Origin of the sequence: Paenibacillus sp. DMB5 (assembly GCF_001517085.1) — a bacterium.
GTDB lineage: Bacteria > Bacillota > Bacilli > Paenibacillales > Paenibacillaceae > Paenibacillus_AQ.
In genome coordinates this window covers 23,485-49,783 of the sequence record NZ_LRAC01000012.1, presented here as the reverse complement: position 1 = coordinate 49,783, position 26,299 = coordinate 23,485, and the positions used below count along the sequence as shown (strand labels likewise).

The following is a 26,299-nucleotide window of genomic DNA, read 5'->3' as shown; positions in this document are numbered from 1 at the left end:
AATAATCAGGTTGTTACTATTTGTGTGTTACTGCACAGAATAATTAAAATTGTACGATAATTTTCAGGAAAGTTCGGTGAATGATACAATGCCACAAGTGGATCGGAGAGTTCGAAAATCTCAAGATGCAATAAAAAATGCTTTGATCGAATTGATGTCAGAGAAAAGTTTCGATCACATTACGGTTCAAGATATTTCCGATAGGGCAAATGTCGGTCGAAGAACTATTTATGATCACTACGTAGACAAATTTGATCTACTAGATAAGCTTATAGGGGAACATATAAATGAGCTCAGGAAGTTGTGTAAATCAGCATCTGAACTGAGCTTTTCCGAGGCAAATCTGATTTGGTTTGAATACTTTGAACAGAATTCTTCATTCTTTTCAACCATGTTAGCTAGTAAAGGAGCCCTTACGTTTCGTAACCATTTCTTGAATTTTGTTATTGAGGAGCTTGAAGGTGAAGTAGAAGTAACCAAAGGAATAAATCAAGGATTAAATAAGGAGTTAGTTCTTAAATTTTTTGGTGCAGCAATAGTAGAAATAGTAGAAGCGTGGTTCACCAAAGGATTATCTGAGCAAACTCAGGTAGTGGCAGAACAAGTGGGAATTTTGTTGGACAGGAACTTTTAGTTATAGGATATTATTTAGATTCAACCAAGAAAAGCCTCGATTAATAGGCGTCGAGGCTCTCCTTATTGGACATGTTTAAAACTCAATTTGGCAGCGGTGTTTGCAGTTAAATGAAATAATTTTAGCTGTACACAATTTCGTGCTCTTCACGTTTTTCGTACAGTTCCCAATATTTATCTGCAATTAAGTCAGGTGCAAAATGAGTACCCTGAGCGACTGTTCCTGCAATTGTAACCGTACCTACAAAAATACCTTGAGGTTTTAGTTCTTCAGCTAAGCTAAATGCTAGGTTGCGCATCGCAGCTTTACCTATACCCAAAGCAGCGTAGTCTGCAGAAGGATACATCGCCAATCCGCCTCCTGTAAAGAGAATTGTTCCTTCTTGTTGTTTTACTTGATCCGGGATAACTTGTAGTGCAGAGTGCAAGGCACCGGCTACGTCCACCTGATAATGAGATACAAGAGATTCAGCCGTCAAAGAAGTTGGTTTTCCGCCTTTCAGAATAGCAGCGTTGTACACCAGCACATCCGTTAAACCGTAAGTTTTCTTGATTTGGTCAAAGGCTTCTGTTAGTGACGCCAGACTTGCTGCATCCGCCGCAACGGCGTACGCCTCGATTCCTTCCGAGCTCAACTCCTTCACATATTGATTAAGTGTATCCTGGTTACGTGATACGAGAACAACTCGGAAATTATTGACACCGAATTTTTTAGCGACATGATTTCCGACACCAGGGCCGGCTCCAACAACAACAATTAGTTTTTTACTCATTTATATCCCCCTAGAAGTATAATTTGAATAATGCAAACAGAGTATAAAGCAGCATTATTTTAAAAACAGAAATTGTTACACGTTGTTCTAATTTCACCACCTTTCAGGTTTCCATATTGGGTTTCTTTATTTGTTATACCGGTTCTCTATTTTTAATGAAAAAGGAGGCGATCAATCCGATTCCTAACACAAGTGCTAACATTTCAAAAGCTAGGAGATAGCTGCTTCCTTTCAATATGCTTGTAGCTACGATTGGGCCAAGAGTTGCACCAAGAAAGAGAATAAAGGAGGACATTGAAATTGCAGCCCCTCTTGCAGCTCCCCCTAATTGTCCAATAAGTGAGATGATATTAGAAACGGTTATGGAGATTCCAGCCACGAAAACAATACTCATCACTACAAGGAAAGCTAAATTAGAGCTAACTCCCATAACAGCAAGACCCACAACGGCCAAGGCTAAGCCAACTCTAATAATAGCGTTCAGACCAAATTTTGCGACCAATTGTCCAGAAAAAGGAGAGACTAACATCCCTAATATTCCGACACATCGGACATACAGAATACCTTGACTATCTAGCCCGAATGATTCACTTAAATAACTCCCTAAAGTTGTATACATCCCGACAAAAGCAAAGAATAACGTGATGGCGATGATGTAACTCAAAAGCAGGGGTTTTTGTGTAAATACTTTTCGAAATTGTTTAAATGAGTCAAGCACGCTTCCATGAGTTGAATTAGCTTTACCCACAGGGACATAATTCATTACTAAAATTGTAGTGATTAGATAAACCGCCCCTAAGAGATAGAACACATAGCTCCAGCCCCAATACTGACTTATTAAGCTGCTCAATACCTGACCTACAATTCCAGACACCAAAAAGCTTGTACTGATATATGCAGTTGTAGTGATCCGCTTTTCTGCAGGAAATGTTTCAACCACATACGAAATTGCAGCTGGTGCAAAGGTTGCCGCTACCAGCCCTTGAATCGCTCGGAGAGCGATCAACCAAGACAGATTAGTAGCTAGTCCGACTAAAGGAGTAACTATGGTTAACACGATTAACCCAAAAATAATAATTTGTTTTCGTCCATAGCGGTCTGACAGCGGACCAAACAACAAAAAACCTAACGCATAACAAAATGAAAAGGCACTGCCAGCCCAGGCTGCTTGCGATATTGATACATTAAAAGCTCCTGTAAACACTGAAATCAAGGGGATCGTAATATATACACCAGATACAATAACTAAACCACACCAGAAAAAAATGGCTGTTATAAGTGAAAATCTTTTTCCTGAATTCTCATGCATCACATTCACATCTGCTTCTTTCACAATAAGGACCTCCTGTACATCTTTTATTAATTCTAATGGTTAGTACCATGAAAACAGACTTTTGCCTTTATCCAGCAGAGCTATTTTCGCCATATCGTCCGCAGATAGCGTAAAATCAAATACATCCATATTCTCAATCATGCGTTCCTTTTGAGTGGATTTCGGAATTACAACAATTTCACGCTGGATTAAATATCGCAGCCCCACCTGTGCGTTCGACTTACCATATTTTTGCCCAATCTCTCTTAATGTTTCATTAGAAAAGAAATGATTCTCTCCCGCTGCAAGCGGTGACCAAGATTCAATTTGAGTGCCATATTGTTTCATCATTTCCTGTGACTGTGTTTGCTGCCGAAACACGTGTGTCTCCACCTGATTAATCATAGGAATGACATTGCAAGACTCCAATAGATCCGCGAACACACCCGGATTAAAATTAGAAACTCCAATGGCTCTGACTTTTCCGCTCTGATAGGCTTCCTCCATAGCACGATAAATCTCATGATAGCCATGAAAGGGCTCGTGCATCAAAAGCAGGTCAAGGTAATCGAGATGCATAGAACGTAAGGAATCCTCAATCGCATTGACAGCTCTACGGTAACCCCCACTTGGTATATATAATTTGGTTGTAATAAACAGTTCATCGCGTTGCACGCCGGATTTTCGGATTGCATATCCGACAGCTTTTTCATTGCCATATACCTGAGCTGTATCAATCGAACGGTACCCGACATTGATTGCATCCAAAACGCAGCGCTCACATTCTCTTGCAGGGATTTGATAAACACCATAACCGAGAATTGGCATTTTAATACCATTATTCAAAGTAACCTTTTGCATTTATAATCCTGTCCTTTTTTATAGATTAGCTGTAACAGTAACTACTTAAGATAAGCATATCAAGAAGAGACACAGGAGTCTTTGTCGTCAAGCTCAATAGTACTTGTTCATTTAGCTCATTCGTTCTATTTTGCTCATTCGTTCTATGCATCTCTTTTGCCAATGTCCCAAAATATAAAGACGCCCCTAAAGGCGTCTTCCAGATTAATTTTATGGCCATTATTAAAAATAATTAATGCATCGACTTTTCCCAGTCTCCACTGATTACAATCCCTGTCTCTTTTGCTGCTGCTTCGAGATCTTGGATTTCCTGTACTGTCAGCGTAATTCCAGCAGCACTTACTGCATCATCAATATGGGAGGTTTTTGTAACACCAATAATTGGAACAGTTCCTTTCGCAATGGCCCAAGCCGTTGCAATTTGTGCAGTAGTCGCGTCGTGCGTATGACCAATTTCCTTCATTACATGGACTAAGCCTTCTAGCTTCGCAAGCACATCTTCATTAAATGCCTCTCCTCTTCTCGTGCCGCTAGGGAGAGGATTTTTCACATTGTACTTGTCGGTTAATGCACCTTGTTCCAAGATCATATAGGAGAAGAAAACAATATTATTTTCATTGCAATAATTAATAATTCCGGCCTCTTCTGATGAACGGTAGAGTAAACTGTAATGATTTTGTACAGCAGAGATTTTCAGGCCTTCTTCAGCCAGAATACTTTGCGCTAGTTTGATCTCCTCTAGATTGTGGTTGGAGACGCCTGCATACTTTACTTTTCCGCTTTTCATCAAAGGAATCAGCTCCGGCGTCCATTTTTTCACATCCATAGGATTATGGATCCAGTAAATATCCGCATGGTCCGAACCGAGCCGGTTAAGGCTACTATTCAAGAGGTCTTCAACTGACCCGCCAAGTTGCGGCGTGAATTTCGTCGAGATTAGCACATCGTCGCGCCCTTTAGTAAACTCACCCAAGATGGTTTCGGAGGCTCCCTGTCCGTATACAGCCGCAGTGTCCCATAAATTGAGTCCAGCTTTCATCGCCGCATCAAAAACCGGTTCTAGGTCTGCCGCTGTAAGATGGTTTCCAAAAACGACATCACCGCCGGCAAACCCCGTACCCCATGACCAGGTGCCAAGTGCGATTGGTGGAATCACTTCATTTTGTAGTTTAACCATTTTCATTTAAACACCCCATTAAAATTTTGATATACCTTTAGACAGCTCTACCTGAATGAGATAAGCATATCAAAGAGAAACATGATATTCTTTGCCGTGAGGCTCATTTGTTATTGTTCATTTAGCTCAGCCTACTGGGATGAATGAGCTGTCCCGAAGCCTGCACCTTCAGTTGCTGCCTAAACTCCGACGGAGGGAGTCCGAACTTTTCTTTAAACACTTTGGAGAAGTGTGCGATATTCTCGAATCCGCTTGAGAAACAGATATCAGTGACAGATAGGTCTGTTTCAGCTAGTAGTTCCTTAGCTTTGATCAGCCTTCTATTGCGAAGCCACTTGAGCGGGGACGTGTTGTATATCGCTTGAAAGTCCCTCTTGAATGTCGCCAGGCTTCTTCCAGACAAATAAGCCAGGTCAGTAAGCGAGACGGGATTCGTGATATTTTCCTCCATGACCTCTGTGATGCTGCCTTTATCCTTGCTGATGGGTTGCATCAGTTGATATATAAAACGTTCGTGCGAATCTGCTACGTGAAATAACAGCTCCATCAACTTCACCCGAATAAGCCCTTCTTTTATTTCATCAGACTTGTTAAAATACGGTTTTAGAGATTCGATATAGCTCCCAATGTAATCGTTAATCGGAAATATTGTTATCGGAGCCACATCAATCACAGGATAAATCGGATTTACCCGGGCAAATTTGAGAAATTCGTTCACAATTTCATCATTAAGAAAGAACATCAAATAATTGAGGATGTAATCTGAATCGGGATCACCTGATTTCTCGAAATCTATACCAATGGATTTATGAAAAAATATCATTTCGTTGCTCCGGACCGTATACTTCTGTTCACCAAACCGGGCGGTATAGACACCGGACTGAACCATCAGTAAAAGATGATCCTTTAGAAAAAAAGACCCCACTCTGCCTTGAGTGAAATAACAGAATTCGACAACGGACATTCCATCTAATTTTAAGCTACCTACTTTTTCCTGATTGTTTATCAATTCTTGAGGTGCCTTAATCATTTTGCCTAATCTCATAGCCATTCCCGCCTTAATTCTTCTTGTAGTTGATTACGGTTGACTCCGAACACACGTATTTGGACTAGAGCAAGAATAGTATCTGTATAAGTTTTCATTTCATCCACCTTTTCTGTTGTGGAGTTTGTGTCCAACTTTAGTTTAACTGAAAACTGGTTAGAACGCTTTGCTGTGAAGCTCAATTTAGTTGTTAATTTAGCTCATATGGAAGAATAAATTGTGTATGTATAATTAGGGAGCTTCTAATTCAGCTTTCATTACCGATTCGGTTGTCGTTTCTAAGAGCTCACTGCTAACAACCTCAGGAGAAATGTTGGCAACTCGAATATTCGTACCACTCATCGCTTGTTCTTGCCACAGTTCTACAGAGATTGCTTTTACTGCAAAATTAGTTTCACAATAAAATGTCCTTTCCAAAAAAAACCAGCCTCTATGAATAGAGACCGGCAAGTGTAGTTGAAAAAGTGAACTTTCATAAACGAAAGAATAATTAATTAATAGTTTGCAATAAAACGTGTTGCACCAGATCTGCGACTTCCTCGGCCGTGCCGAGCTGCAGCGCTTTAGCAGCCATTTCCTTCATTTCTGCAGCGGACAGCTTGGAAATCTGGCTGCGTGCAGGCAGGATGGAAGTGGCGCTCATGCTGAATTCATCAAGACCCAGGCCGAGCAGAAGCGGAATCGCAGTAGAATCGCCGGCCATTTCGCCGCACATGCCGGTCCATTTGCCTTCAGCATGTGCTGCGTCGATCACGATTTTGACCAGACGCAGGATTGCCGGATTATACGGCTGATACAGGTAGGAGACCTGCTCATTCATACGGTCGGCAGCCATTGTATATTGAATAAGGTCATTTGTGCCAATACTAAAGAAATCAACTTCCTTCGCGAACTGGTCAGCCAGCACCGCAGTAGAAGGAATCTCGACCATGATTCCGAGCTGGATGTTGTCCGATACTTCCTTGCCTTCTTCACGCAGCTTCGCTTTCTCCTCAAGCAGAAGATCACGGGCTGCACGGAATTCGCCAAGGGTAGCGATCATGGGGAACATGATCCGTAGGTCTCCGTGTGCACTTGCCCTAAGCAGGGCGCGCAGCTGGGTACGGAAAATATCCTGACGGTCTAGACAGAGACGGATTGCCCGGAAGCCGAGGAACGGATTCATTTCCTTAGGCAGATCCAGATAAGGAAGCTCTTTATCGCCGCCGATATCCAACGTGCGGACAACAACCGGCTTGCCTTTCATATTCTCAAGCACGGTGCGGTAAGCGTTGTACTGTACTTCCTCGGAAGGCAGCCTGTCGCGGCCCATGTAAAGGAATTCGGTACGGTACAGGCCTACGCCCTCGCCGCCGTTCTCAATAACACCGGCAACATCGTTAGGCGTACCAATGTTCGCAGCCAGCTCGACATGCTTGCCGTCAGCAGATACGGTCGCTTCATCGCGGAGCTTTTTCCACTCGGCGATTTGCAGATCGTATGCTTCCTGCTTGGTTTTATACTCAGCTACTTCAGCCTCGCTAGGATTGATCAGCACATCACCGCTCAAACCGTCAACGATGACCAGATCGCCCGCTTTAACCAGGGACAGCACATTTTTGGTGCCGACAACCGCCGGAATTTCCAGGGAACGGGCCATAATCGCCGAGTGCGAAGTACGTCCGCCGATATTGGTGGTGAAGCCCTTAACAAAGTTACGGTTCAGTTGGGCAGTATCCGATGGTGTCAGATCTTGTGCGATTATGATAACTTCTTCGTTGATTTCAGCAGGGCTGATGTAGTGAATGCCAAGCAGGTGCCTTATCACACGCTTCGTTACGTCTAGCATATCAGCCGCTCGCTCTTGTAAGTACTTGCTCTCCATTTTCTCAAACATCTCGACAAAATAGCATGCCACTTCATTCAGTGCATATTCCGCATTTACTGATTCTTCGTTGATTTTCTCTATTATTGGACTGATCAATTCCGGGTCTTCAAGAATCAGCAGATGAGATTCAAAAATCTCTGCTTTCTTCTCCCCAAGTTCAGCAAGCGTACGTTCCTTGATGGCCTGCAGCTCGCCCTTCGATTTCTCCAAGGCGCCCTGCAGTTTAGCCAGTTCGGCTTCCACATCGCTTACCGCAGTCTTCGTAATCGTATAATCTGGATGCTCCAGGATAAATGCACGGGCTACAGCAATTCCTGCTGAGGCGGCAATTCCTGAAATCTTACTCATGAACCTCTCCCAGCCCTTCTTTAACCATAACCTCTTGCAGTACATTCAGCGCTTCGGATTCTTCGCTACCCTCTGCAATTAGCGTTAAGGTATCACCAAAATCAAGCCCCAGTGACAACACACCAAGGATTGACTTAAGTGTTACTTTTTTACCCTTAGCTTCAGCAAAAATCTCAGTATTTTTAAACTTAGTGGCTGTGTTTACTAAAGCTGTCGCAGGGCGTGCATGAATTCCGTCTTCATCAACGATTTTAAATGTTTTTTGCATGTCAGGCTGTTCTCCTATCCATTTCACTCCATACTAGTTCGAATGGAGGCTTTTATTTGTTTATTTTTGCACTCTTTCATACAATGCAATAAATTCTTCCGCGATAATTTTAAAACCCTCTGCACTCATCAACTGGTCTTCTGCGTGCATTAACAGTAATGTAATATTAACAGGTTCATTATTTGCCTCTTGGGTAACTAATTTTTTGTGAGCACGGTGACCTTCCACAAAAACCTTAGCACCTTCAGCAATTAATTCACGAGCCTGTTCGATATTACCAGCTTTAGCTTCTTGAATTGCCTCGATGTACATAGAACGTGCTGTTCCAACGGCTGAGATTATTTGAAAACTAACTAATTCGACTTCTTGCATTGTTATTCCCCCATCATTTTTTACCTGATCTCAAACTTTTTTAATTTAATTTTTCTCCATTAGAAGCTATTACTCTTTTATACCAAAAAAATGACTCCTTCTTACGGCGTGCAAGCGAACCAGTTCCATCGTCATATTTCTCCACATAGATAAAGCCATATCGTTTTGCCATTTCTCCTGACGTAGCACTTACTAAATCAATACACCCCCAAGGGGTATAACCCATTAAATCCACGCCATCCTGAACTGCCTCATACATTTCTTTAATGTGCGTTCTCAAGTAATCAATTCGATAGTAATCCTGAATCATACCATCTTCATCTATTTCGTCGTATGCTCCGAGTCCATTTTCTACAACCATTACCGGAATCTGATATCGTCCATAAATTTCATTTAATGTATAGCGAAGTCCTTTGGGATCAATTTGCCACCCCCAATCTGAAGCCTCTAAATAAGGATTCTTTATTCCTCCAACAATATTTCCTGATGAAGTTGGAAGATTTTTATCTACTGATACACAATTCGTCATATAATAGCTGAAGGTATAAAAATCCACAGTTCCTTTCTTTAAAACCTCCTCATCCCCCGCTTCCATCTTAATATTAATATTATTCTCTTCGAAAAAACGGTCCATGTAAGAAGGATATTCTCCCCTTACCTGAACGTCAGAACAAAACCAATTCTGAATTTGCATCTTCTGCTGAGTTGAAATGATGTCATCCGGATTACAAGTAAATGGATACATTGTAATAAAGACAATCATATTTCCCATCTTAAAATGCGGATAACTGTCGTGTGCGATTTTAATTACCTTTGCACTTGCGATGAATTGATGATGCAACGCCTGAAAACGCGCTTGCAAATTGTCCGGAATTTCTGAAATTGGTCCATTATATCCTTTTACAGTTCCAAGAGATAATAAACTTCCCACTCTAGCTGTACCTGAATTAATTTCATTAAAAGTCAACCAATACTTCACTTTATTTTTATACCGTTCAAAAATCACCTTGCAATAATTCACAAAATAATCAATACACTCTCGACCTTCCCAACCATTGCATTTTTCCACCAACGCGTATGGCATTTCATAATGCGAGATTGTTACTAGTGGTTCAATTCCGTATTTTATACATTCATCAAAAACTTTATCATAGAAGTCAAGTCCTTTTTCATTTGGCTCTGCCTCCATGCCTGTTGGAAAAATCCTTGTCCATGCAATAGACAGGCGGAGCGTTTTAAAGCCCATCTCTGCCATTAATGCAATGTCCTTTTTATAATGATGATAAAAACCAACTGCTTCATGGCTAGGATACAAAGTTCCCGGCTCAAAACTTGTTGTGATCCGCTTTGGCGCTTCATGAGAACCATTCGTACACATATCAGGCACAGAAACTCCTTTTCCATCTAAGTTCCACGCACCCTCGGTTTGGTTCGCTGATATCGCTCCGCCCCAAAGAAAGTCTTCTCTGAATTTCTTCATCTTATTTATACCTCCAAATTAACTCCTAATCCCTCTATATAAATCAAATGAAGATCACACATTTACATACTCATTAAAGTAGAGCATATCCATGTTTGACCAAATGCTTTTCATTTACTGCCCTCCATATTTTGAAACATAGTGATGGTATGCTCCTAGCAAATTGGCATTATTCTGATACTTACACGGAACTACATCCGGTTTTACATTTGTCAGAGCGAAGGGTTCTTCTCTGCGGAATATATCATTCAGGTATTCATCCAATAATTCAAACAAAAGAGGTTGTGCTGAAATCCCTCCACCGATAGCAATACGCTCTGTATCAAAAATGGTTTGCAAATTGTATATTTGTACTGCCAAGTGCCTGCAAAATTCATCAACTGCATCTATAACATCTGTATCACCTTGATTGGCCATGTTGAAAATTTCAATTCCTGAATACCTTTTATCTGTTCCTTTATATTTCTGCACCAAACGCATCAAACCATTACTACCATTTTTCTTTGCCCAAATATAATCTAAGCCATCATCATTACCATTTGTTTTCAACAAGGAAAACTCAGCAGCCGAAAAATGTTTACCTTGATATATTTCTCCATTGTGAATAATTGTCCCACCAATTGCTGAACCCAATATAATTACAATGGCATGAGAAACACCTTGTAAACATCCATAATTCATTTCCGCCATTGCTGCACTATTAGAGTCATTTGCCAGTGTGATTGGTATTGGGCATTTTTCGTTCAATATCTCAACTAAATTTATTTCCTTCATAAAAGTATAGGTACTACTTTGAAAGACATATCCACTTTTAGAATCCAATGTTCCTGCAAGAGCAATTGCTATGCCTGAAATACGGTGTTTAAATTTCTCATACAAGCTTGTGACACAGTTCGTAAATTCTTCCATACCGCTTTTTGGTGCATCCATTACTCCGGATTCAGAGAACTCTTGCCTCACGTTGAGAAGCGCATATTTCAATGCGCTTCCCCCAAAATCTAGTGTTAATATTTCATTCATTAATAAATCCTTTCTCCACATAGCGGTAAACTCTTATATCAGTTTTCCTCGGAATTCTGGAACCTCTTTATTCAGATAGTTACCTAAGGCGTCTATGATTACTTGATGATCCATTCCTTCACGCAACCCTGAGACACAGATAGTAGCAACCAACTCGCTATTAACGTAAATAGGAAATGCTCCTCCAACCGGAATACATTGACTATTTTCGTTAAAAACTTCGTCCAGGCCTCCTATTGACAGTTCCTGGGCTAATGCCCATAAACTACAATGACCAGTCTTTAAAACTGTATTTCGTTTACCTTGTGCAAAATCAATATTCCTCTGGGATCTACTGTCACCCAAATATTGAAAAATCACAATCTGATCCTTTTCTCTTGTGATTTGAACAACAACATCTTCTCCATATTTCTGAGCCATATTCACTATCATTGAACCAAGCTCTAAAGCAATTTCACTACCGAATATATCGAATTCCAGTTCTGCTTCAGTATCTTCTAACTCTTGGGCACAACCCATTGGATACTGACCCGCTAACTGATTTTTCAGTTTTTCCAGCATAGCCTTCCTCCCGATTCTTACTCCCCCTACAAGTAGCAAATAAAATTAGTCATATTCTGAAAATATTGAAACTAGTTTACTTGCTCATCCACTGGGAAAAGGATTCCTGCTTTTAGTCTGGCATTAGTCTGTACTTCACTAACAGCTAGACTACGTTCCAATTTTTCATAACAGAAATCATAATCTTGTTCATTGATTGCCTTAACAAATGCAGTAAACTCTGGAATTAATCGTTCACGGGCAGAGCCATCGTCAAACTTTTCTACTGTGCCATCATTCAATTCTAGGGATACCTCTCCAATCAAGTTCGGTGGATATACATTCTTTATGCAGCCTTTAGTTCCCTGGATGATTCCCCCATAGATTCCTTTGCAATCTTTTGCCGCCGTACATATAGCATAGAAAGAAGGATATCGGAGAATCATCGTTCCACTGGTATCGATATCACGCTCTACATTTGCAAAGTATTCTGCACCTTCCGGTTTTCCGAACATTCCCATTACAAAATGTAAATTATAAAGATTTAAATCCATTAAAGCTCCTCCAGCTTTTTTAGGATCAAATGCCGGAAGAACCTCACCTTTTTGGAAGGCATCATAACGTCGGGAATATTGACTATATTGACTTTGTACGATTTTAATTTCACCAATCTGTGGCAGCCATTCCTGAATTTTTTTGTAATTTCCAAGATAGAGTGTCGTAATCGCTTCAAACAGGAAAAGCCTCTTTTCTTGCGCTAATTTTTTTAGTTCGAGCGCTTCTCTATAATTGCTTGTCATAGGCTTTTCCACAATGACATTAATACCCTTGTCGAGCGCTTTCTTACAATAATCAAAATGAAGAAAATTTGGCACTGCGACATACACAGTATCGATGCCCGTTTCATATAATTCTTCGAATGAAGAAGTAGCGTGAGGAATGTTATGTTCACTAGCCATTTTTTTAACAGCATCAATTTCTGAAGGAATCCCTTGAAGCCCAATGATTTCGATCCCTTTTAATTCTACCAATTTAGGCAGAAACTCCTGCACAATAACTCCTGTTCCAATAATCCCAAGTTTCATATTAGTAATTTCCTTTCAATTGCATTGAATTTTCTGTATACTGCATGATCTCAATCTTATTTCCGTCCGGATCATGAACCCACATTTGATAAGTTTCAGAAGGTCCCTTAGAGATATCATTATCTAGTGAAATCCCAGCTGCCAAAAGCTCTTCTTTCGTTTTAAAAATATCATCTACCAGAAGGCCAAAGTGTGTGTACCCAAGGTTTTGATTCCATTTCCCATGAGGACCCTGATCACCCATTTTAGGGAAAAATTCAATAAACTGACCAGGAGCAATTTCAAAATAAATAATACAGATATCATCCGGATGCGTTTCTGCCTTCTTGCTGAACATAGGGTTATTTGATCCTTTATATGCTCCAAAACGCACGATCATTTTTGGTTTTAACCCTAGCTTATTTTCATAGAAATCACGTACAACCTCCATCTGATCTGTAAAGAATGATACATGCATAATACTTTTAAATTCCATCTGTACGTTCTCCTAATCTGACTAGTATTTTTAAGCTGTTTCTTCTTTCAAAGCCACTTTATCCATCATTTTCACAAACGGATAATAACAAATGATACTAAATATGCTCGCTGCAATCATAAAGAATCCAGCGCCTAATCCACTACCAAATAAGAATCCTCCTATAGGTCCAGGGATGTAATCTGTTAACATTACGACTGGCGTAGTAAACAATCCCGCCTTCAGACAAAAGTAAAGTGCGACCTCAATAATTTGCGGAACAAGAACAAAAGGAATTAACAAAGTAGGATTTAAGACAATTGGTATACCGAAATTTGCCGGTTCTGTGATATTAAATAGTCCGGGAATGAATTGCAATTTGGACTGCACTTTATATCGCTCACTTTTTGTGAAAAGAAGCATACAGATAAATAGGCCGATCAAACATCCTGGCCCTCCTAGATATTGACCAGTTATTTTGAATGTTTCCCAACTAAGCATATGAATGGGTGCCTGACCACTCATAGCTGCATTAATATTCTCTGTCATCGCTGGTAACGTTAGAATATATGCAGATACCATAATCGGCATATTGTGTACTCCAAACCACCATAAGATACTGGATGCCGCAAGAAATACCATGTGGCCAATCAGATTGTTACCAAGCGCTTGTAATGGCAAGGTAATTATTGAGTTTACTAGTCCTGGGAACGTTCCAAAACTAGTATGTTCAAGGATCCCTCTCAAGATGATAAAAGGAATTACTGTTAAAAATGCCGGTGGAACAATATTAAAGGTATTACGCACATATTCCGGTACACTTTCAGGCATACGAAATACAATTTTTTTGTGAATGATGAATGCGAAAATCGTTGTTGCAAGTAGCCCTGTAATCATGGCTGTAAATACACCCTGTGCATTTAGGAACGTTAGTTCAAATGCTTCTGCTCCGCTCCCGGTTGTAGAAATCGGAATCGTTATTAATAAGCACATTATACTAATTATTCCAGATTGAAGCCGGTCAACTCCTTTGAATTTTGCAAGGGCGTATGCAACGTTAAAACACATAATCACTGCGGTAAGCTGAAATATTTTTACCACAGCGGTCAATACCTCATATATTCCGATTGACGTAAGAAGGTCCGACCACCCTGGAATCGGTAAATTAACCAATAAATTTAATACGCTACCTCCAATGAGTATAGATAATGAACCTACCATACCATGTGTAACTGCAGTCACATAGTTATTGGACTGTATTTTCCCTGTTACCTTCATTAAATTTTCTTGCACACGATCTAAGAAGCTTACTTGTTCCCCCATAGTGACACTTCCCTCTACAGATTATATTTTTCAATTACATTCGAAAGGATTTTCTCACCATTCATGCTTCCATAATCCCTCATATCAATAACATCCACCGGTATACCTGGGAATTTTTTTCGCATACTCTCAGCCATATATTTAACTTGCGGACCTAGCAGGAGTACATCAGTGCCTTCAATAAAATCATCAATTGCTGCAGCAGAATACGCATCACACTCTATATCGTATTCACGTTTTTTCGCAGCCTCAATGATTTTACCGGTGAGGATTTTTGTGGATACTCCTCCATTACAAGCCAATGTAATTTTCAACTTTTTCATTCAAACCCCTCCATAATTATGTGTTGATGACTCCAGCATTTCTTGCCTGGTTCTTATTTTTCAAACTTTCTGGAAGCCCTCAGTCCCCCTACACTGCAACTTGAATCGCTTTCATTATTTTGACTTTTAAATTTTCAGTGCCCACCCCCCACAATGTTTATTTCATATTACTAAAGCACATAATGCTAAAACAACGAGTTCGGAAGTAATGGAAAACAAAGTACAGAAATAAAATAACGATTACCCGAACCCATGTACTTTATGTACAGAAACTATATGTTCATTGATCCATTCGTTGCTCCATTTTATTAATGAGTAGTATACTTAAAAAGGACAGTAAGGGGTTTCAAGATTTCGTATATTCGAGTTATCTTTGAAATGGAGTTATCTATGAGTGTGGATTATTGATTGTATTTACAGTTTTGTGATAACTTCTCGCTGTCCAGTAATCTAAAACTAATGGCAGGTGAAAAATGGGCCTAATAAACTCTCTTGAAAACAAACGAGATTTTACTGAAGTGGAGACCCGTTTGGCAGATTATATTCTAGAACATGCTGAGGAAATTTCACATCTGAGTATTACGGAACTGGCAAAACGAACTTATACTTCAAATCCAACTATCATTCGCTTATGTCGAAAAGTTGGAATTGCAGGCTATCGGGAATTTCGTATTGAATTTTCTGCTGAATTAGAGAAACAACGTTATGATAAGAGCACTATAGATTTCAACTATCCATTTGCTGCTCGTGAAAGTACGTCTTCCATTATGAAGAGTGTTGCTACAATTACCAAAGAAAGCATTGATACTTGTTATGCATCACTTTCTATGCAAGCTATGGGGCAAGCTGCCCGATGGCTCTGTGGCGCTTCTCATATTTATATCTTTGCACTGGGTGATACGTACATCAATGCCATTGCTTTTTCCAATATGTTGGTTAAGCTTGGCTTTCACCCTATACTAGTCGATCAATATCACGAAAGTATGACTCTTTCCTTTAATGCTACTCAAAACGATGTTGCATTACTTGTATCCTATAGCGGCTGTGTGTTGGACTCTTATAAAAAAGAATTAAAAGTATTAAAAAAGAATTCCTGCCGCACTATTTTAATTACTTCATTGCAAGAAACTAACCAAGTTGATTTACTCATTAAATTCCCACAAAAAGAACACGAAATGGGTAAAGCTGCTGGATATTATTCGCAGTCGTCTATTCGATATATTTTGAATTGCCTGTACAGCATAATTTATTCTTTTGATTTCACTAAAAACAAAGAACGTAAAGATATAGTTGAGGAAATGGCTCGAAAAAACAGTAAATTGCTCCATTAATGTATATATTTTTATGTATAAGCTAAAAAGCAATATTTATTTTAATCATTCAGGCAAACAGGAGTGAATGTGGGCATTTTCAGCCGTCCACATTCGCTTTTTTTCTACTCTTAATTATTTGTCAAACTACTATGAAATCGGATAATAAAAGGTAAGACCTATTTTGGAGGAATCGTTTTGGAACCACATAAGAGCTTATCCTAAAATCGAATTTTTCACTGAACAATACTCGGATGTCATCAAGGATTATAAAGGACATTTTCTCTTCATGAACGTCGTCTATAATTTCCATATAGCGGATACTAACAGAATTAACAGTTCTTCTAGGACCAATCACAAACCAAACCTTCCTGTTATTGTCTTAGTCTGCAGTGACGCAACAATCCATTCGATTCACGATGAGTGAACCCTGGCCCGATAAGATGTAGCAATACTGCAAATCTGTCGTTCATATGGATTGCAAACTAAAACTGGGCCAAAAAAGCATAAGTAGTCTGAGGAAGATTGAAAATAAAGTGGAGGATGACGATTTGATTGAAAACGAAGGAAATTGGGGTTACTTAACCGCAACTCGCTTCCTTCTTCTGAAGGTCGGAATTCAGATTTATAAGAAAGTGTTTGTTGAAAATAAAGTTTTAGACTGGAGTCTTTGATTTAACGCGATTTTCGAAATAGGGAATCGACAGCTTTTGAATAATAATTTTTAAACTGATCAATTAAAAGAAGCAGTGGCAGACCAAGACTTGTTAATTAAAGTCTTAGACTGCCGCTGTTGTCGTTCAACTAACGTTTCCCGTGAGTTGAATACAAATTCCATCATCAGTGCGAGAAATGGCATGTTTTTACATATAGATAGCGCCCTAAGGGAACATTAGAATGTGACCACCTACGGTAACAACGAAAGGACGACCCGCAACGGTACAGATATTTAATAAAAAAGGTATTGCCTTAAAGTTACTTCAATGTTGTACCATTATATTATTCAACAAAGATAAGGAGGACTAGACATTAAGATTAAAGAAGTTGCCGAATACTTCAAGTTACCGCCAGAAACCATTCGTTACTGGGAAAGTATGAAAATCTTATCGTCTATACAGCGAAATGATTCCGGATATCGCGAATATACTCAACAAGATATTGATTGGATTCGTTATGTAAAATGTATGCGAGAAATGGGAGTGCCTATCGAACGTATCCAAGAATATACGTCACTCTCTGCAGAAGGCGACCATACGTTGGAAAAGAGAAAAAAGATTCTGGAGGAACAAAGAGCGCAATTGATTGAAAAAGCAAAAGAACTCAATCAAGCCTTGGAACTTGCCAATCATAAAATTGAAAACTATGATGCCTTACTATCACCATACAAAAATAAAATTTAGAGAAATATGTAGGAGGAAAAATGATGAGAAAGTTCACTTTCGAACTTCATGAAAAAGTTACAAGAACAGAAATCCGTTTTATGAACCGTTTTGGCATAGAATTAGCCGGTGACTTATATTTACCGAAAGATTTAGATGACAAAAAACTTCCTGCACTTGTAATCGGTGGACCGTTCGGAGCTGTCAAGGAACAAGCATCTGGCCGGTATGCTAATGAAATGGCTTCCCTTGGATTCGCTGCACTAGCTTTTGACGGATCATACACTGGTGAAAGTGGTGGAACACCCCGTAATGTTGCAGCACCTGATATCAACACAGAAGATTTCATGGCAGCTGTTGACGGAATAGGCCTTCAATCCATTATTGATCGTGAACGTATTGGAATGATTGGGATTTGTGGCTGGGGCGGATTTGCATTAAATGCGGCCTCAATTGATAAACGAGTTAAAGCTGTAGCCACTGTTTCAATGTATAACATTTCAGCGATGGGCGACATACCAACGGAGGATAGAACGACTACCTTAACTCAACTAGCAAACCAACGTTGGATCGACGCAGAAAACCAAACCAGTACCTTAGGTCCCGATAGATTCCCTAATGGATACCCAGAAAATGAACCAGATGAAGGTAAAGACGTGTATGATTACTATCGCACAGAACGAGGATTCCACGAGAATTCCATTTTATCAAATGGAGCATGGAATGCTACAATGCCCTTATCTTTTATGACAACAAAAATCATGCAATATATTGACGAAATTTCACCTAGACCAATATTAATAATTGCAGGAGACAAGGCACTCACAAAACCACATAGCGATTGGGCATATGAACAAGCTAAAGAGCCTAAAGAATTATATATCGTTAAAGAAGCAGGACACTGTACTCTGTATGACCAAATGGAGAAAATACCGTTTTCTAAATTAAAGGACTTTTTTGTGGAGAACTTTAAAGGGATATCATCACTATGACGAATGTATTGATATTAGGAGCGGCCGGCGAAATATCCCAATATCTCACTGACATGCTACTCAAACAGACAAGCGCTCACCTAACCCTGTACGCTCGTCAAGCTACCCAGCGCTTGCGAGGCAAAGAATCTAACCGGGTGATTCTGGTCGACGGTGATTTTCAAGATACGGATCGCCTTGTACAGGCCATGAAGGGGATCGATATCGTCTACGTGAACGACATGTATGAAGAAACAGCAACGAACTCTATTGTGGAGGCTATGGAACGTGCTGGAGTGAAACGCATTATCGCCGCTTCGTCTCTGGGCATCTACGATGAGGTTGGTGGCGAGTTTGGGAAGTGGCTCATTCCTATGTCTCAGGGTGCACTTCCTAAATTCGCTGCGTCGGCCGCTGTGCTTGAACAGTCTACTCTTGATTACACTTTGCTACGGATCACTTGGATGTATAACGAGGATGGCAACACGAACTACATGCTCACTAACAAAGGCGAACCCTTTATAGGTGCGCAGGTAACTCGGCAAGCAGTAGCTCAACTGGTTGTTGACATTATCCAAGACAACAGCCGTTTTATCCGCTCAAGCCTTGGAGTCAGTGAACCTGGGACTGACTGGGCAAAACCTTCTTTTTATTAGGAATGATCACAATCCTCAATATATAATGAAATGAGTAAGTGATTAAAGAAAACTCAGAACACCTACGCCAAGCGAAGAAGCAGGACATTGTACTCTGTATGATCAAATGGAGAAAATACCGTTTTCTAAATTAAGCGATTTTTTAGTGGGAAATTTATAATATTGTTGAGCAAAACCGGCTTAACAGCAGCCGGTCTTTTTTTTCTTACATCCGGTTAGTTGAACAAAGCAGGGCATTCTTTAAAGAATTCGCTGAAAAACTCCCTACTTAGCTTTTCAACTATCCTGCCCATTAGCTTAATGAAGTGTCCATCAGTCTGATATTTTTATTATTAAATATTAGTATTCATTATTCTTCTTATTCGTCGAATAACCAATTCAAATCGACATTGAATTCTTTTCTCAATCCTCTTAAGGTCTCAGCTGAAGGCTTCGTCTTTCCTTGCTCAATCTCACTTAATCTCCCCTGAGATATTCCTAATTTCTCAGCAAAAGTAACCTGATTAAATTCATTTTGTAAGCGAATAGCCTTTACTTTATCTCCTAGTTTATTCATTTTCATCTCCCCAACAAAAAATAATAAAGCCGCCCTAAATTCTTAGGACGGCTCATGTTGATTTATAAAGATTTTAGAATTCTTTTTCAGAACAACACACTAATGCAAATAATTCTTACAGAACAACACTTTAATGGTTAGAACAATACACTAATGTAATTAATCAGTATTATATTAACCGAATCATTTCTACTCTACCGTTACACTCTTCGCCAGATTCCGTGGCTTATCAACATCATGACCCAGGGCCAGCGAAGCATAGTATGCCAGCAGTTGAGTTACAACTACAGACAGTGCGGAAGTCAGCAGCGGCAGGGTCTTAGGAATAACGAACGCCTGGTCAACGGATTTCAGCAGGTCTGTTACATGCTCCTGGTGAGTGATGGCCAGTACGTCTGCGCCGCGGGCTTTCACTTCTTTGATGTTGCTGACGGTCTTTTCGAGTACGGATTCCTGGGTTGCCAGGGCAATTACCGGAACGCCTTCCTCGATCAGAGCCAGTGTACCGTGCTTCAGCTCACCTGCAGCATATGCTTCAGAGTGAATGTAGGAGATTTCTTTCAGCTTCAGCGAGCCTTCTTGAGCTACAGCGTAGTCTACGCCGCGGCCGATGAAGAACAGGTGCTTGTGGCTGGAGATTTGCTCTGCATAGGTCTTGATGGCATCCTTCTGAGCCAGGATTTCTTCTACCTGCTCAGGCAGGGTGTTCATAGCTGCCAGAATTTCAGCAACCTGTGCATCCGTTTGAGTTCCGCGTACTTCAGCCATGTACAGGCCGAGCAATGTGAACGCAATGATCTGCGAAGTGTAAGCTTTAGTCGATGCTACCGCGATTTCCGGTCCAGCCAGAGTAACCAGTACATCGTTAGCTTCACGGGCAATGGAGCTGCCTACAACGTTAGTGATTGCCAGAACGTGTGCACCGTTAGCCTGACCTTCACGCAGGGCAGCCAGGGTATCAGCCGTTTCACCGGATTGGCTGACTACAATGACCAGTGTTTCCGGGGTTACGATTGGCGCACGGTAACGGTATTCGGAAGCAATATCGTTCTCAACCGGAATACGAACCAGGGATTCGATCAGGTTACGTCCAACCAGACCGGCATTGTATGCAGTACCGCAGGCAACGATCTGGATGTTGCGGATGTTCTTGATCTGCTCAGGAGTCAGGTTGAGCTCTGGCAGAATTACTTTAGTGCCTTCAGCATTAATGCGTCCGCGCATAGTGTCACGGTAAGCCTTAGGCTGTTCGTGGATTTCTTTCAGCATGAAGTGCTCGTATCCGCCTTTTTCTGCGGTAACAGCATCCCAATCGACAGTAATCATTTCCCGAGAAATAAAATTGCCTTCAATCGTCATCAGTTCGACAGCATCTCTTGTCAGTACAGCCATTTCGCCGTCGTTCAAAATATATACGTTGCGGGTGTATTCCAGCAGTGCAGGAATGTCTGACCCGATAAAGTTTTCGCCTTCGCCAAGACCGATAATCAGCGGGCTCGCCTGACGCACAGCAACCAGTTTATCCGGTTCGTGTTCAGTCAGAACGCCCAGGGCAAACGCACCGCGCATATGGGTGATTGCCTTTTGAACAGCCTTAACGATATCTCCTTCATATTCACGGGCGATCAGGTGGGAAATAACCTCTGTATCCGTCTCGGAAGTAAAGTGGCATCCGCCGGCGATCAGTTCTTCTTTGAGTTCCAGGTAGTTTTCGACGATCCCGTTGTGTACAACCGAGAATTTCTGGCTGTCATCTGTATGCGGGTGAGAGTTCTCGTCGGATGGTTTACCGTGGGTTGCCCAACGGGTATGCCCGATTCCGGCACTTCCGGTCAGCGGAGTAGCTTCAAGTCTGGACTCCAGGTTAGCCATACGGCCCTGTGCCTTAACAACCTGCAGACCTTCCTTCGTGAAAACAGCAATCCCTGCTGAATCATAACCGCGATACTCCAGCTTCTTCAAGCCCTCTACCAGGATCCCCTGCGAATTCTGATTACCAATATATCCTACAATACCACACATTATAAATTCCTCCGTCCAATGATTGTAATGTGGGCGGCATAAGGAAAGAAACGTGCCGTGCGGCATGTGTAGAGAAAAAGCCTTATTCTGTTGTATGGTCTGTCACCTGTAAACAGGTTATTCATGACATGCACAGTCTTCTTCTCTGCCGCAGCAGGACTTGCGTATCTTGCTTAAGCGCATACCCATGAATGGTTTAATTCCTCGTACACCCATAAAAGCGTTGTGTGAAAGGTCGCCCTGACATTTTCCGCTTCCATTTACGGCTCTGGTGCATCACCGGGAGGTCCCCGCCGAACATTTCGAACACCTCCACCTCGTCAGCTTACATCTGCCGTGATCCGTTCCAGCCTAAACTTAAGCTGTCCCTTCTCCCCCGCGCAAGATCAAGCTCTGGCGCTTGTTATTGCTGATACCTCACTATCCCCGCTTTCCTTCTTGAATGACACTTCATCATTATATGCACCTTACATCACTTTTGGCAATGAAATAATGGTTGAAACGACTGGAATTTGTTGAAAAAACTTTCAAAACAGCCGCAGTGCCGGCAGTTGAAGCACAAAAAATCTTCATCCGCCGGCTCTGCCTGCCAGTGGTATTACACGTATATTAAACCAATTCGCGTTCTACAACTTCAACAATCTGTCCAACAAACAGATCGAGTTCTGCTTTATCCGGGCCTTCGGCCATTACACGGATCAGCGGCTCAGTCCCGGAAGGACGTACAAGCACACGGCCGTTATCCCCAAGCTTGCCTTCTACCTCTTTAATCGCTGCCTCAATCGACGGATTGTTCGGATAATTCGTCTTATCCTGCACCCGCACATTAACAAGCACCTGAGGATATTTGGTCATCATCGACTTCAGTACACTCAGTTTCTTACCATCAGCCTTCATGGTATCAACGAGCTGGATTGCAGTAAGGATGCCGTCGCCCGTTGTGTTGTAATCCAGAAAAATAACATGACCGGACTGTTCCCCGCCCAGATTATAGCCGCCGCGGCGCATTTCTTCCATCACATAACGGTCGCCTACAGCCGTTTTGGCTGTATTCAGCGCCAATTTTTCAGTTGCCTTGTAGAAGCCGATGTTACTCATGACAGTCGAAACAATGGTTGCATCCTTAAGCTTGCCGGAGCGGTTCATTGCATCTCCGCAAATGCAGAGAATGAAATCGCCGTCCACCTCTTCACCTGTCTCATCAATGGCAATCAGGCGGTCTGCATCGCCGTCAAAAGCCAGTCCCAGATCAGCACCGTGACGAAGCACCTCTTCCCGCAGCTTCTCCGGATGTGTCGAGCCATATCCGTCGTTGATGTTAAGGCCGTCAGGCTCGGCTCCAATAGCGATTACTTCGGCACCCAGCTCTCTGAACAAACGCGGAGCCAGCTCATAAGCCGCACCATGCGCGCAGTCCAGTACAACCTTAATCCCGTCAAAACGGTTGGAAATCGTTGTCTTCAGGTATTCCAGATATAGATATTTGGCATCGTTGTCTACGGTTAGCTTGCCAAGACCTGCGCCAACCGGACGCGGAAGCTCATCCTTCTCAGCATCCATCAGCTCTTCAATGCGCAGCTCAGTCTCGTCGGTAAGCTTAAAGCCGTCTCCGCCGAAAAACTTAATTCCGTTGTCTTCAACCGGATTGTGGGATGCGGAGATCATTACACCGGCATCCGCTTTGAGCAATCTGGTTATATATGCTACGGCTGGAGTGCTGACAACTCCAATACGGATTACTTCAGCCCCGATGGACAACAGTCCGGCTACAAGTGCTGATTCCAGCAGCGGTCCAGAGATCCGTGTATCCATGCCGATAACCACTTTTGGCTTTTCTACGTTTCCAGCCAGTACATATCCGCCGCAGCGGCCAATGCTATAGGCCATTTCTGCTGTTAACTCCTGGTTAGCGACTCCGCGCACACCGTCTGTACCAAAATACTTACCCATCTCTTTTCTCCTTTTAATACGCTACATGTACAATGTAAACTTTAGAAGTGAGGTATAAAGCCCATTCGTAAGTCCATCTTACATAGCTTAATGAATTATTGTATGAATGAATTCTGATTCTTGTAACTAAAGGGCTCTACACATAGACGCTTTCCTGCACAAAAAGTTACGTACCGCCATTGCCCCCGGTATTCGTCGTATTCCCGCTTCCTGCGGGAGTACTGCTGCTCTCCGGCACATCCTCCGCCGGCTCCGGTGTGGCGGTGCCTGATGGCTCTGGGCTATGGGTCGGCTCCACACTGGTTTCCCCGCCGGAAACAGCTTCCGAGCTCGGCTCAGGGGTCGGCGCAATACCGGTGTCCGGACTTACTGTTGCCGCAGGTGTTGCAGGCGCCTGCAGATCAATGGTAACTATCTTCGGCTGTGAGGAATTGACCATTGAAATGAACCTCGGCATTGAGATCTGCAGTGAGACCTGATGAACCCCTGCTGACAGTCCGCCGACATCGGCAACAACACTGATATTATCCTGATCTAGCTGATCCAGCAGTGTAGGAGCGCCCGCCAGAGTCAGAGAAATCGCTTTGGCAGCCGGATCCGTAACCACGGCTGTAAGCCCGCTGGCCACACCTTCAAGCTTGATCGGGATATTATCCATCGTCCGTTCAGCAATTTCAGCTGCAGAAACGGAAACATTCATTGCGGTAGGCTCAATCTTTGCTATTCCTTCAGGCGGAGCAAGCTCCAGCTTCACCTGCTGTGTTCCTGCAGACTGAACCGTGCTCAGATCAAGAACTGCATCATAGGAGGATAACCCGGCCAGCGCTTCCTCGCTGCCGTATACCGTAACTGTATCCATCTCCGGAGTGACTCTGGACAGTACCAGTGAGCCTGGAAGCTGCCCTGTGAAGCTCACATCCAGCGGTAGCGTTTTGTACGGTAGCGTAATCGGCAGCTCAACAGCAACTGTAGCGGGCTCAATAACAGCACCGCTAATCTCATTTCCGCTGCTGTCGTAGGCAGCCAGCCGCATTCTTTTTTCCGTAAAGGTCTCATTCTCCCCATCCAGCTCAATCGTCCCCTGAACAGTGGTTACTTTACTCAGTTCACTGGCTGGCAGGGTAACTTCAACATCAGCAGGGTTAATAACGGCCGTGCCGAGCTTATACCCTTCTGCCGGAGCACCGCTTGTAATCAGGGTAACAGGGAACGTCCTCGTGTTGCGCAGTTCGACATGCACATTCACTTCTGACGGGTCCATCGATTCAAACTTCACGCCCTTAGGCAGGGTATAATTCAGCGGAAGCGTTGTATCCCCCGGTTCTACATCGCTTAAATCGAGGGTTACCTTATAATCGTCGGAAAACTTGAAATTGAGATCGGAATTTTTACCCGATACTTCAAGCCTCACACTCTCGGCATCGAAGCTGTATACATACTTTTCCTCATCAAGGCCGGTCTGCTCTATTTTAACATTTTCAATAATCTTCGTCTGTGTGTTAACTGTAGTCTGGTTCGTAGGCTCGGTATCCACATGTACAATCGTCCATAGGATAATACCGAAGACAAGTGCAAGAATCTTGTTGAAGTTGTTATTCTTCATCCACTTATCCATTATTTTTGCCCCCTCTCCGTTTCCAGAAAGCAGAGCTCTTCTCCTTCAGCGTTGAAGATGCGCTCAGCTCCTGATGAAGCTTCGAGATCAGCGATTCTTCCTTAATATCGCGCACAATCTGCCCGTTAATGGCCAGCGATATTTGACCTGTCTCCTCAGAGACTACAACAGATACCGAGTCCGCAACCTCACTGATCCCGATCGCCGCACGGTGGCGTGTCCCCAGCTCTTTGCTGATGAACGGATTCTCTGAGAGAGGAAGATAACAGGCGGCCGCGGCAATCTGTCCGTCCTGCATAATCAGTGCACCGTCATGCAGCGGAGTATTGGGAATAAAAATATTAATCAGCAGCTCCGAGCTTACCACAGAACGCATTGGAATCCCCGATTCCGTGTATTCATTCAGACCAGTCGCCCGCTCAAATACGATAAGTGCCCCGATCTTTCGCTTGGACAGGTAATTCACGGCTTTAATCACTTCACCGACCAGCCGGCTGATCTCTTCATCATTCTCCGAAGCCCGGCCAAAAAACTTGCCCCGGCCAAGCTGCTCCAGCCCCCTGCGCAGCTCAGGCTGAAAAATAATAAAGATCGCAAATATCCCGAACGTATAGATCTGGTTCATCAGCCATTTCAGCGTGTAGAGATCCAGAACCGTACTTAGCGCCCAGATAATAACCAGCACAAGAATCCCCTTAAGCAGCTGGACTGCCCGTGTGCCGCGCACCATATTGAGAACCTTGTAGATAATGTAGCTGACGATCAGAACATCGATTATATCTTTAATGGATTCTTTCCATGTTAAGTCGGTAAAATAGCTCATTGCCCAAAACCCCCGTCATTTCATATTAGCTGGGTTTATGTAAATTGTCTGTAAGATCTGTTTCATATCTAGGTTATAACGTTCACGCCCAGGTTGCAAGTTTCACATGCCGGGGAATGCTGAGAATGTCTTTCCG

26 protein-coding genes are annotated in these 26,299 nt (G+C 42.3%); 5 read left to right on the top strand and 21 right to left on the bottom strand.

Annotation, left to right across the window (positions count from 1 at the left end):
* Positions 1 to 88 precede the first annotated feature (88 nt).
* Positions 89 to 634: a TetR/AcrR family transcriptional regulator gene (locus tag AWJ19_RS02930; protein ID WP_068721381.1), complete on the top strand. Its 546-nt coding sequence runs from the start codon at positions 89 to 91 to the stop codon at positions 632 to 634.
* 121 nt (positions 635 to 755) lie between these two features.
* On the opposite strand, the gene AWJ19_RS02925 is transcribed toward AWJ19_RS02930, so the two are convergent.
* From AWJ19_RS02925 to AWJ19_RS02855, 16 genes are all read right to left on the bottom strand, one after another.
* Positions 756 to 1,406: an SDR family NAD(P)-dependent oxidoreductase gene (locus AWJ19_RS02925; RefSeq protein ID WP_068721379.1), complete on the bottom strand. Its 651-nt coding sequence runs from the start codon at positions 1,404 to 1,406 to the stop codon at positions 756 to 758.
* Positions 1,407 to 1,539: 133 nt separating this feature from the next.
* The gene (locus tag AWJ19_RS02920) at positions 1,540 to 2,739 is read right to left on the bottom strand and encodes an MFS transporter (protein WP_198536454.1); all 1,200 of its coding nucleotides are present in this window, start codon (positions 2,737 to 2,739) and stop codon (positions 1,540 to 1,542) included.
* 39 nt (positions 2,740 to 2,778) lie between these two features.
* Positions 2,779 to 3,579: an aldo/keto reductase gene (locus AWJ19_RS02915; protein WP_068721378.1), complete on the bottom strand. Its 801-nt coding sequence runs from the start codon at positions 3,577 to 3,579 to the stop codon at positions 2,779 to 2,781.
* Positions 3,580 to 3,811: 232 nt separating this feature from the next.
* Positions 3,812 to 4,762: an aldo/keto reductase gene (locus tag AWJ19_RS02910; protein ID WP_068721376.1), complete on the bottom strand. Its 951-nt coding sequence runs from the start codon at positions 4,760 to 4,762 to the stop codon at positions 3,812 to 3,814.
* A 115-nt stretch (positions 4,763 to 4,877) separates the two neighbouring features.
* Positions 4,878 to 5,801 carry an AraC family transcriptional regulator gene (locus AWJ19_RS02905; RefSeq protein ID WP_241781571.1) on the bottom strand — a complete coding sequence of 308 codons (924 nt, stop codon included), beginning with the start codon at positions 5,799 to 5,801 and terminating at the stop codon, positions 4,878 to 4,880.
* Between the two features lie 231 nt (positions 5,802 to 6,032).
* Positions 6,033 to 6,218, bottom strand: a complete 186-nt coding sequence (locus AWJ19_RS34540; RefSeq protein ID WP_128083484.1) for a hypothetical protein — start codon at positions 6,216 to 6,218, stop codon at positions 6,033 to 6,035.
* Between the two features lie 73 nt (positions 6,219 to 6,291).
* The gene (gene ptsP, locus AWJ19_RS02900; protein ID WP_068721372.1) at positions 6,292 to 8,016 is read right to left on the bottom strand and encodes a phosphoenolpyruvate--protein phosphotransferase; all 1,725 of its coding nucleotides are present in this window, start codon (positions 8,014 to 8,016) and stop codon (positions 6,292 to 6,294) included.
* Positions 8,009 to 8,284, bottom strand: coding sequence for an HPr family phosphocarrier protein (locus tag AWJ19_RS02895; protein WP_068721370.1), 276 nt, complete (start codon positions 8,282 to 8,284; stop codon positions 8,009 to 8,011). Before AWJ19_RS02895 ends, ptsP begins: the two co-directional genes overlap by 8 nt.
* Positions 8,285 to 8,344: 60 nt before the next feature.
* Complete coding sequence (locus AWJ19_RS02890) at positions 8,345 to 8,656, bottom strand: PTS lactose/cellobiose transporter subunit IIA (RefSeq protein WP_068721368.1); 312 nt, start codon at positions 8,654 to 8,656, stop codon at positions 8,345 to 8,347.
* A 40-nt stretch (positions 8,657 to 8,696) separates the two neighbouring features.
* Positions 8,697 to 10,136, bottom strand: coding sequence for a glycoside hydrolase family 1 protein (locus AWJ19_RS02885; protein WP_068721366.1), 1,440 nt, complete (start codon positions 10,134 to 10,136; stop codon positions 8,697 to 8,699).
* 114 nt (positions 10,137 to 10,250) lie between these two features.
* The gene (locus AWJ19_RS02880) at positions 10,251 to 11,177 is read right to left on the bottom strand and encodes an ROK family protein (protein ID WP_082707668.1); all 927 of its coding nucleotides are present in this window, start codon (positions 11,175 to 11,177) and stop codon (positions 10,251 to 10,253) included.
* 12 nt (positions 11,178 to 11,189) lie between these two features.
* Positions 11,190 to 11,717, bottom strand: a complete 528-nt coding sequence (locus AWJ19_RS02875) for a heme-binding protein (protein WP_068721365.1) — start codon at positions 11,715 to 11,717, stop codon at positions 11,190 to 11,192.
* 71 nt (positions 11,718 to 11,788) lie between these two features.
* Positions 11,789 to 12,781 (bottom strand): Gfo/Idh/MocA family oxidoreductase, encoded by a 993-nt coding sequence (locus AWJ19_RS02870; RefSeq protein ID WP_068721364.1) that lies wholly within the window; start codon positions 12,779 to 12,781, stop codon positions 11,789 to 11,791.
* A gap of 1 nt (position 12,782) precedes the next feature.
* Positions 12,783 to 13,256: a VOC family protein gene (locus AWJ19_RS02865; protein WP_068721362.1), complete on the bottom strand. Its 474-nt coding sequence runs from the start codon at positions 13,254 to 13,256 to the stop codon at positions 12,783 to 12,785.
* A 30-nt stretch (positions 13,257 to 13,286) separates the two neighbouring features.
* Complete coding sequence (locus tag AWJ19_RS02860) at positions 13,287 to 14,558, bottom strand: PTS transporter subunit EIIC (protein ID WP_068721360.1); 1,272 nt, start codon at positions 14,556 to 14,558, stop codon at positions 13,287 to 13,289.
* A gap of 14 nt (positions 14,559 to 14,572) precedes the next feature.
* Complete coding sequence (locus AWJ19_RS02855) at positions 14,573 to 14,881, bottom strand: PTS sugar transporter subunit IIB (protein WP_068721358.1); 309 nt, start codon at positions 14,879 to 14,881, stop codon at positions 14,573 to 14,575.
* 473 nt (positions 14,882 to 15,354) lie between these two features.
* On the opposite strand from AWJ19_RS02855, the gene AWJ19_RS02850 reads away from it, so the two are divergent.
* The 4 genes from AWJ19_RS02850 to AWJ19_RS02825 all read left to right on the top strand — a co-directional run bounded on the left by AWJ19_RS02850 (position 15,355) and on the right by AWJ19_RS02825 (position 19,197).
* Positions 15,355 to 16,212 carry a MurR/RpiR family transcriptional regulator gene (locus AWJ19_RS02850; RefSeq protein ID WP_068721357.1) on the top strand — a complete coding sequence of 286 codons (858 nt, stop codon included), beginning with the start codon at positions 15,355 to 15,357 and terminating at the stop codon, positions 16,210 to 16,212.
* A gap of 1,007 nt (positions 16,213 to 17,219) precedes the next feature.
* Complete coding sequence (locus tag AWJ19_RS02835; protein ID WP_068721353.1) at positions 17,220 to 17,591, top strand: MerR family transcriptional regulator; 372 nt, start codon at positions 17,220 to 17,222, stop codon at positions 17,589 to 17,591.
* 23 nt (positions 17,592 to 17,614) lie between these two features.
* Positions 17,615 to 18,562 (top strand): alpha/beta hydrolase, encoded by a 948-nt coding sequence (locus AWJ19_RS02830; RefSeq protein ID WP_068721351.1) that lies wholly within the window; start codon positions 17,615 to 17,617, stop codon positions 18,560 to 18,562.
* Positions 18,559 to 19,197: an NAD(P)H-binding protein gene (locus AWJ19_RS02825; protein ID WP_068721349.1), complete on the top strand. Its 639-nt coding sequence runs from the start codon at positions 18,559 to 18,561 to the stop codon at positions 19,195 to 19,197. The genes AWJ19_RS02830 and AWJ19_RS02825 overlap by 4 nt, the downstream gene beginning before the upstream one ends.
* A 358-nt stretch (positions 19,198 to 19,555) precedes the next feature.
* Here the strand turns inward: AWJ19_RS02825 and AWJ19_RS02820 are convergent, their stop codons facing one another.
* The 5 genes from AWJ19_RS02820 to cdaA form a co-directional block, all read right to left on the bottom strand.
* Positions 19,556 to 19,753 (bottom strand): helix-turn-helix transcriptional regulator, encoded by a 198-nt coding sequence (locus tag AWJ19_RS02820; RefSeq protein ID WP_068721347.1) that lies wholly within the window; start codon positions 19,751 to 19,753, stop codon positions 19,556 to 19,558.
* A 189-nt stretch (positions 19,754 to 19,942) separates the two neighbouring features.
* Positions 19,943 to 21,775: a glutamine--fructose-6-phosphate transaminase (isomerizing) gene (gene glmS / locus AWJ19_RS02815; RefSeq protein WP_068721345.1), complete on the bottom strand. Its 1,833-nt coding sequence runs from the start codon at positions 21,773 to 21,775 to the stop codon at positions 19,943 to 19,945.
* Between the two features lie 609 nt (positions 21,776 to 22,384).
* Entirely contained in the window at positions 22,385 to 23,725 is a 1,341-nt protein-coding gene (gene glmM, locus AWJ19_RS02810; protein ID WP_068721342.1) for a phosphoglucosamine mutase, read from the bottom strand.
* Between the two features lie 166 nt (positions 23,726 to 23,891).
* Positions 23,892 to 25,340: a CdaR family protein gene (locus tag AWJ19_RS02805; RefSeq protein WP_068721340.1), complete on the bottom strand. Its 1,449-nt coding sequence runs from the start codon at positions 25,338 to 25,340 to the stop codon at positions 23,892 to 23,894.
* Positions 25,333 to 26,163: a diadenylate cyclase CdaA gene (cdaA, locus tag AWJ19_RS02800; RefSeq protein ID WP_068721339.1), complete on the bottom strand. Its 831-nt coding sequence runs from the start codon at positions 26,161 to 26,163 to the stop codon at positions 25,333 to 25,335. Before cdaA ends, AWJ19_RS02805 begins: the two co-directional genes overlap by 8 nt.
* Positions 26,164 to 26,299 lie beyond the last annotated feature (136 nt).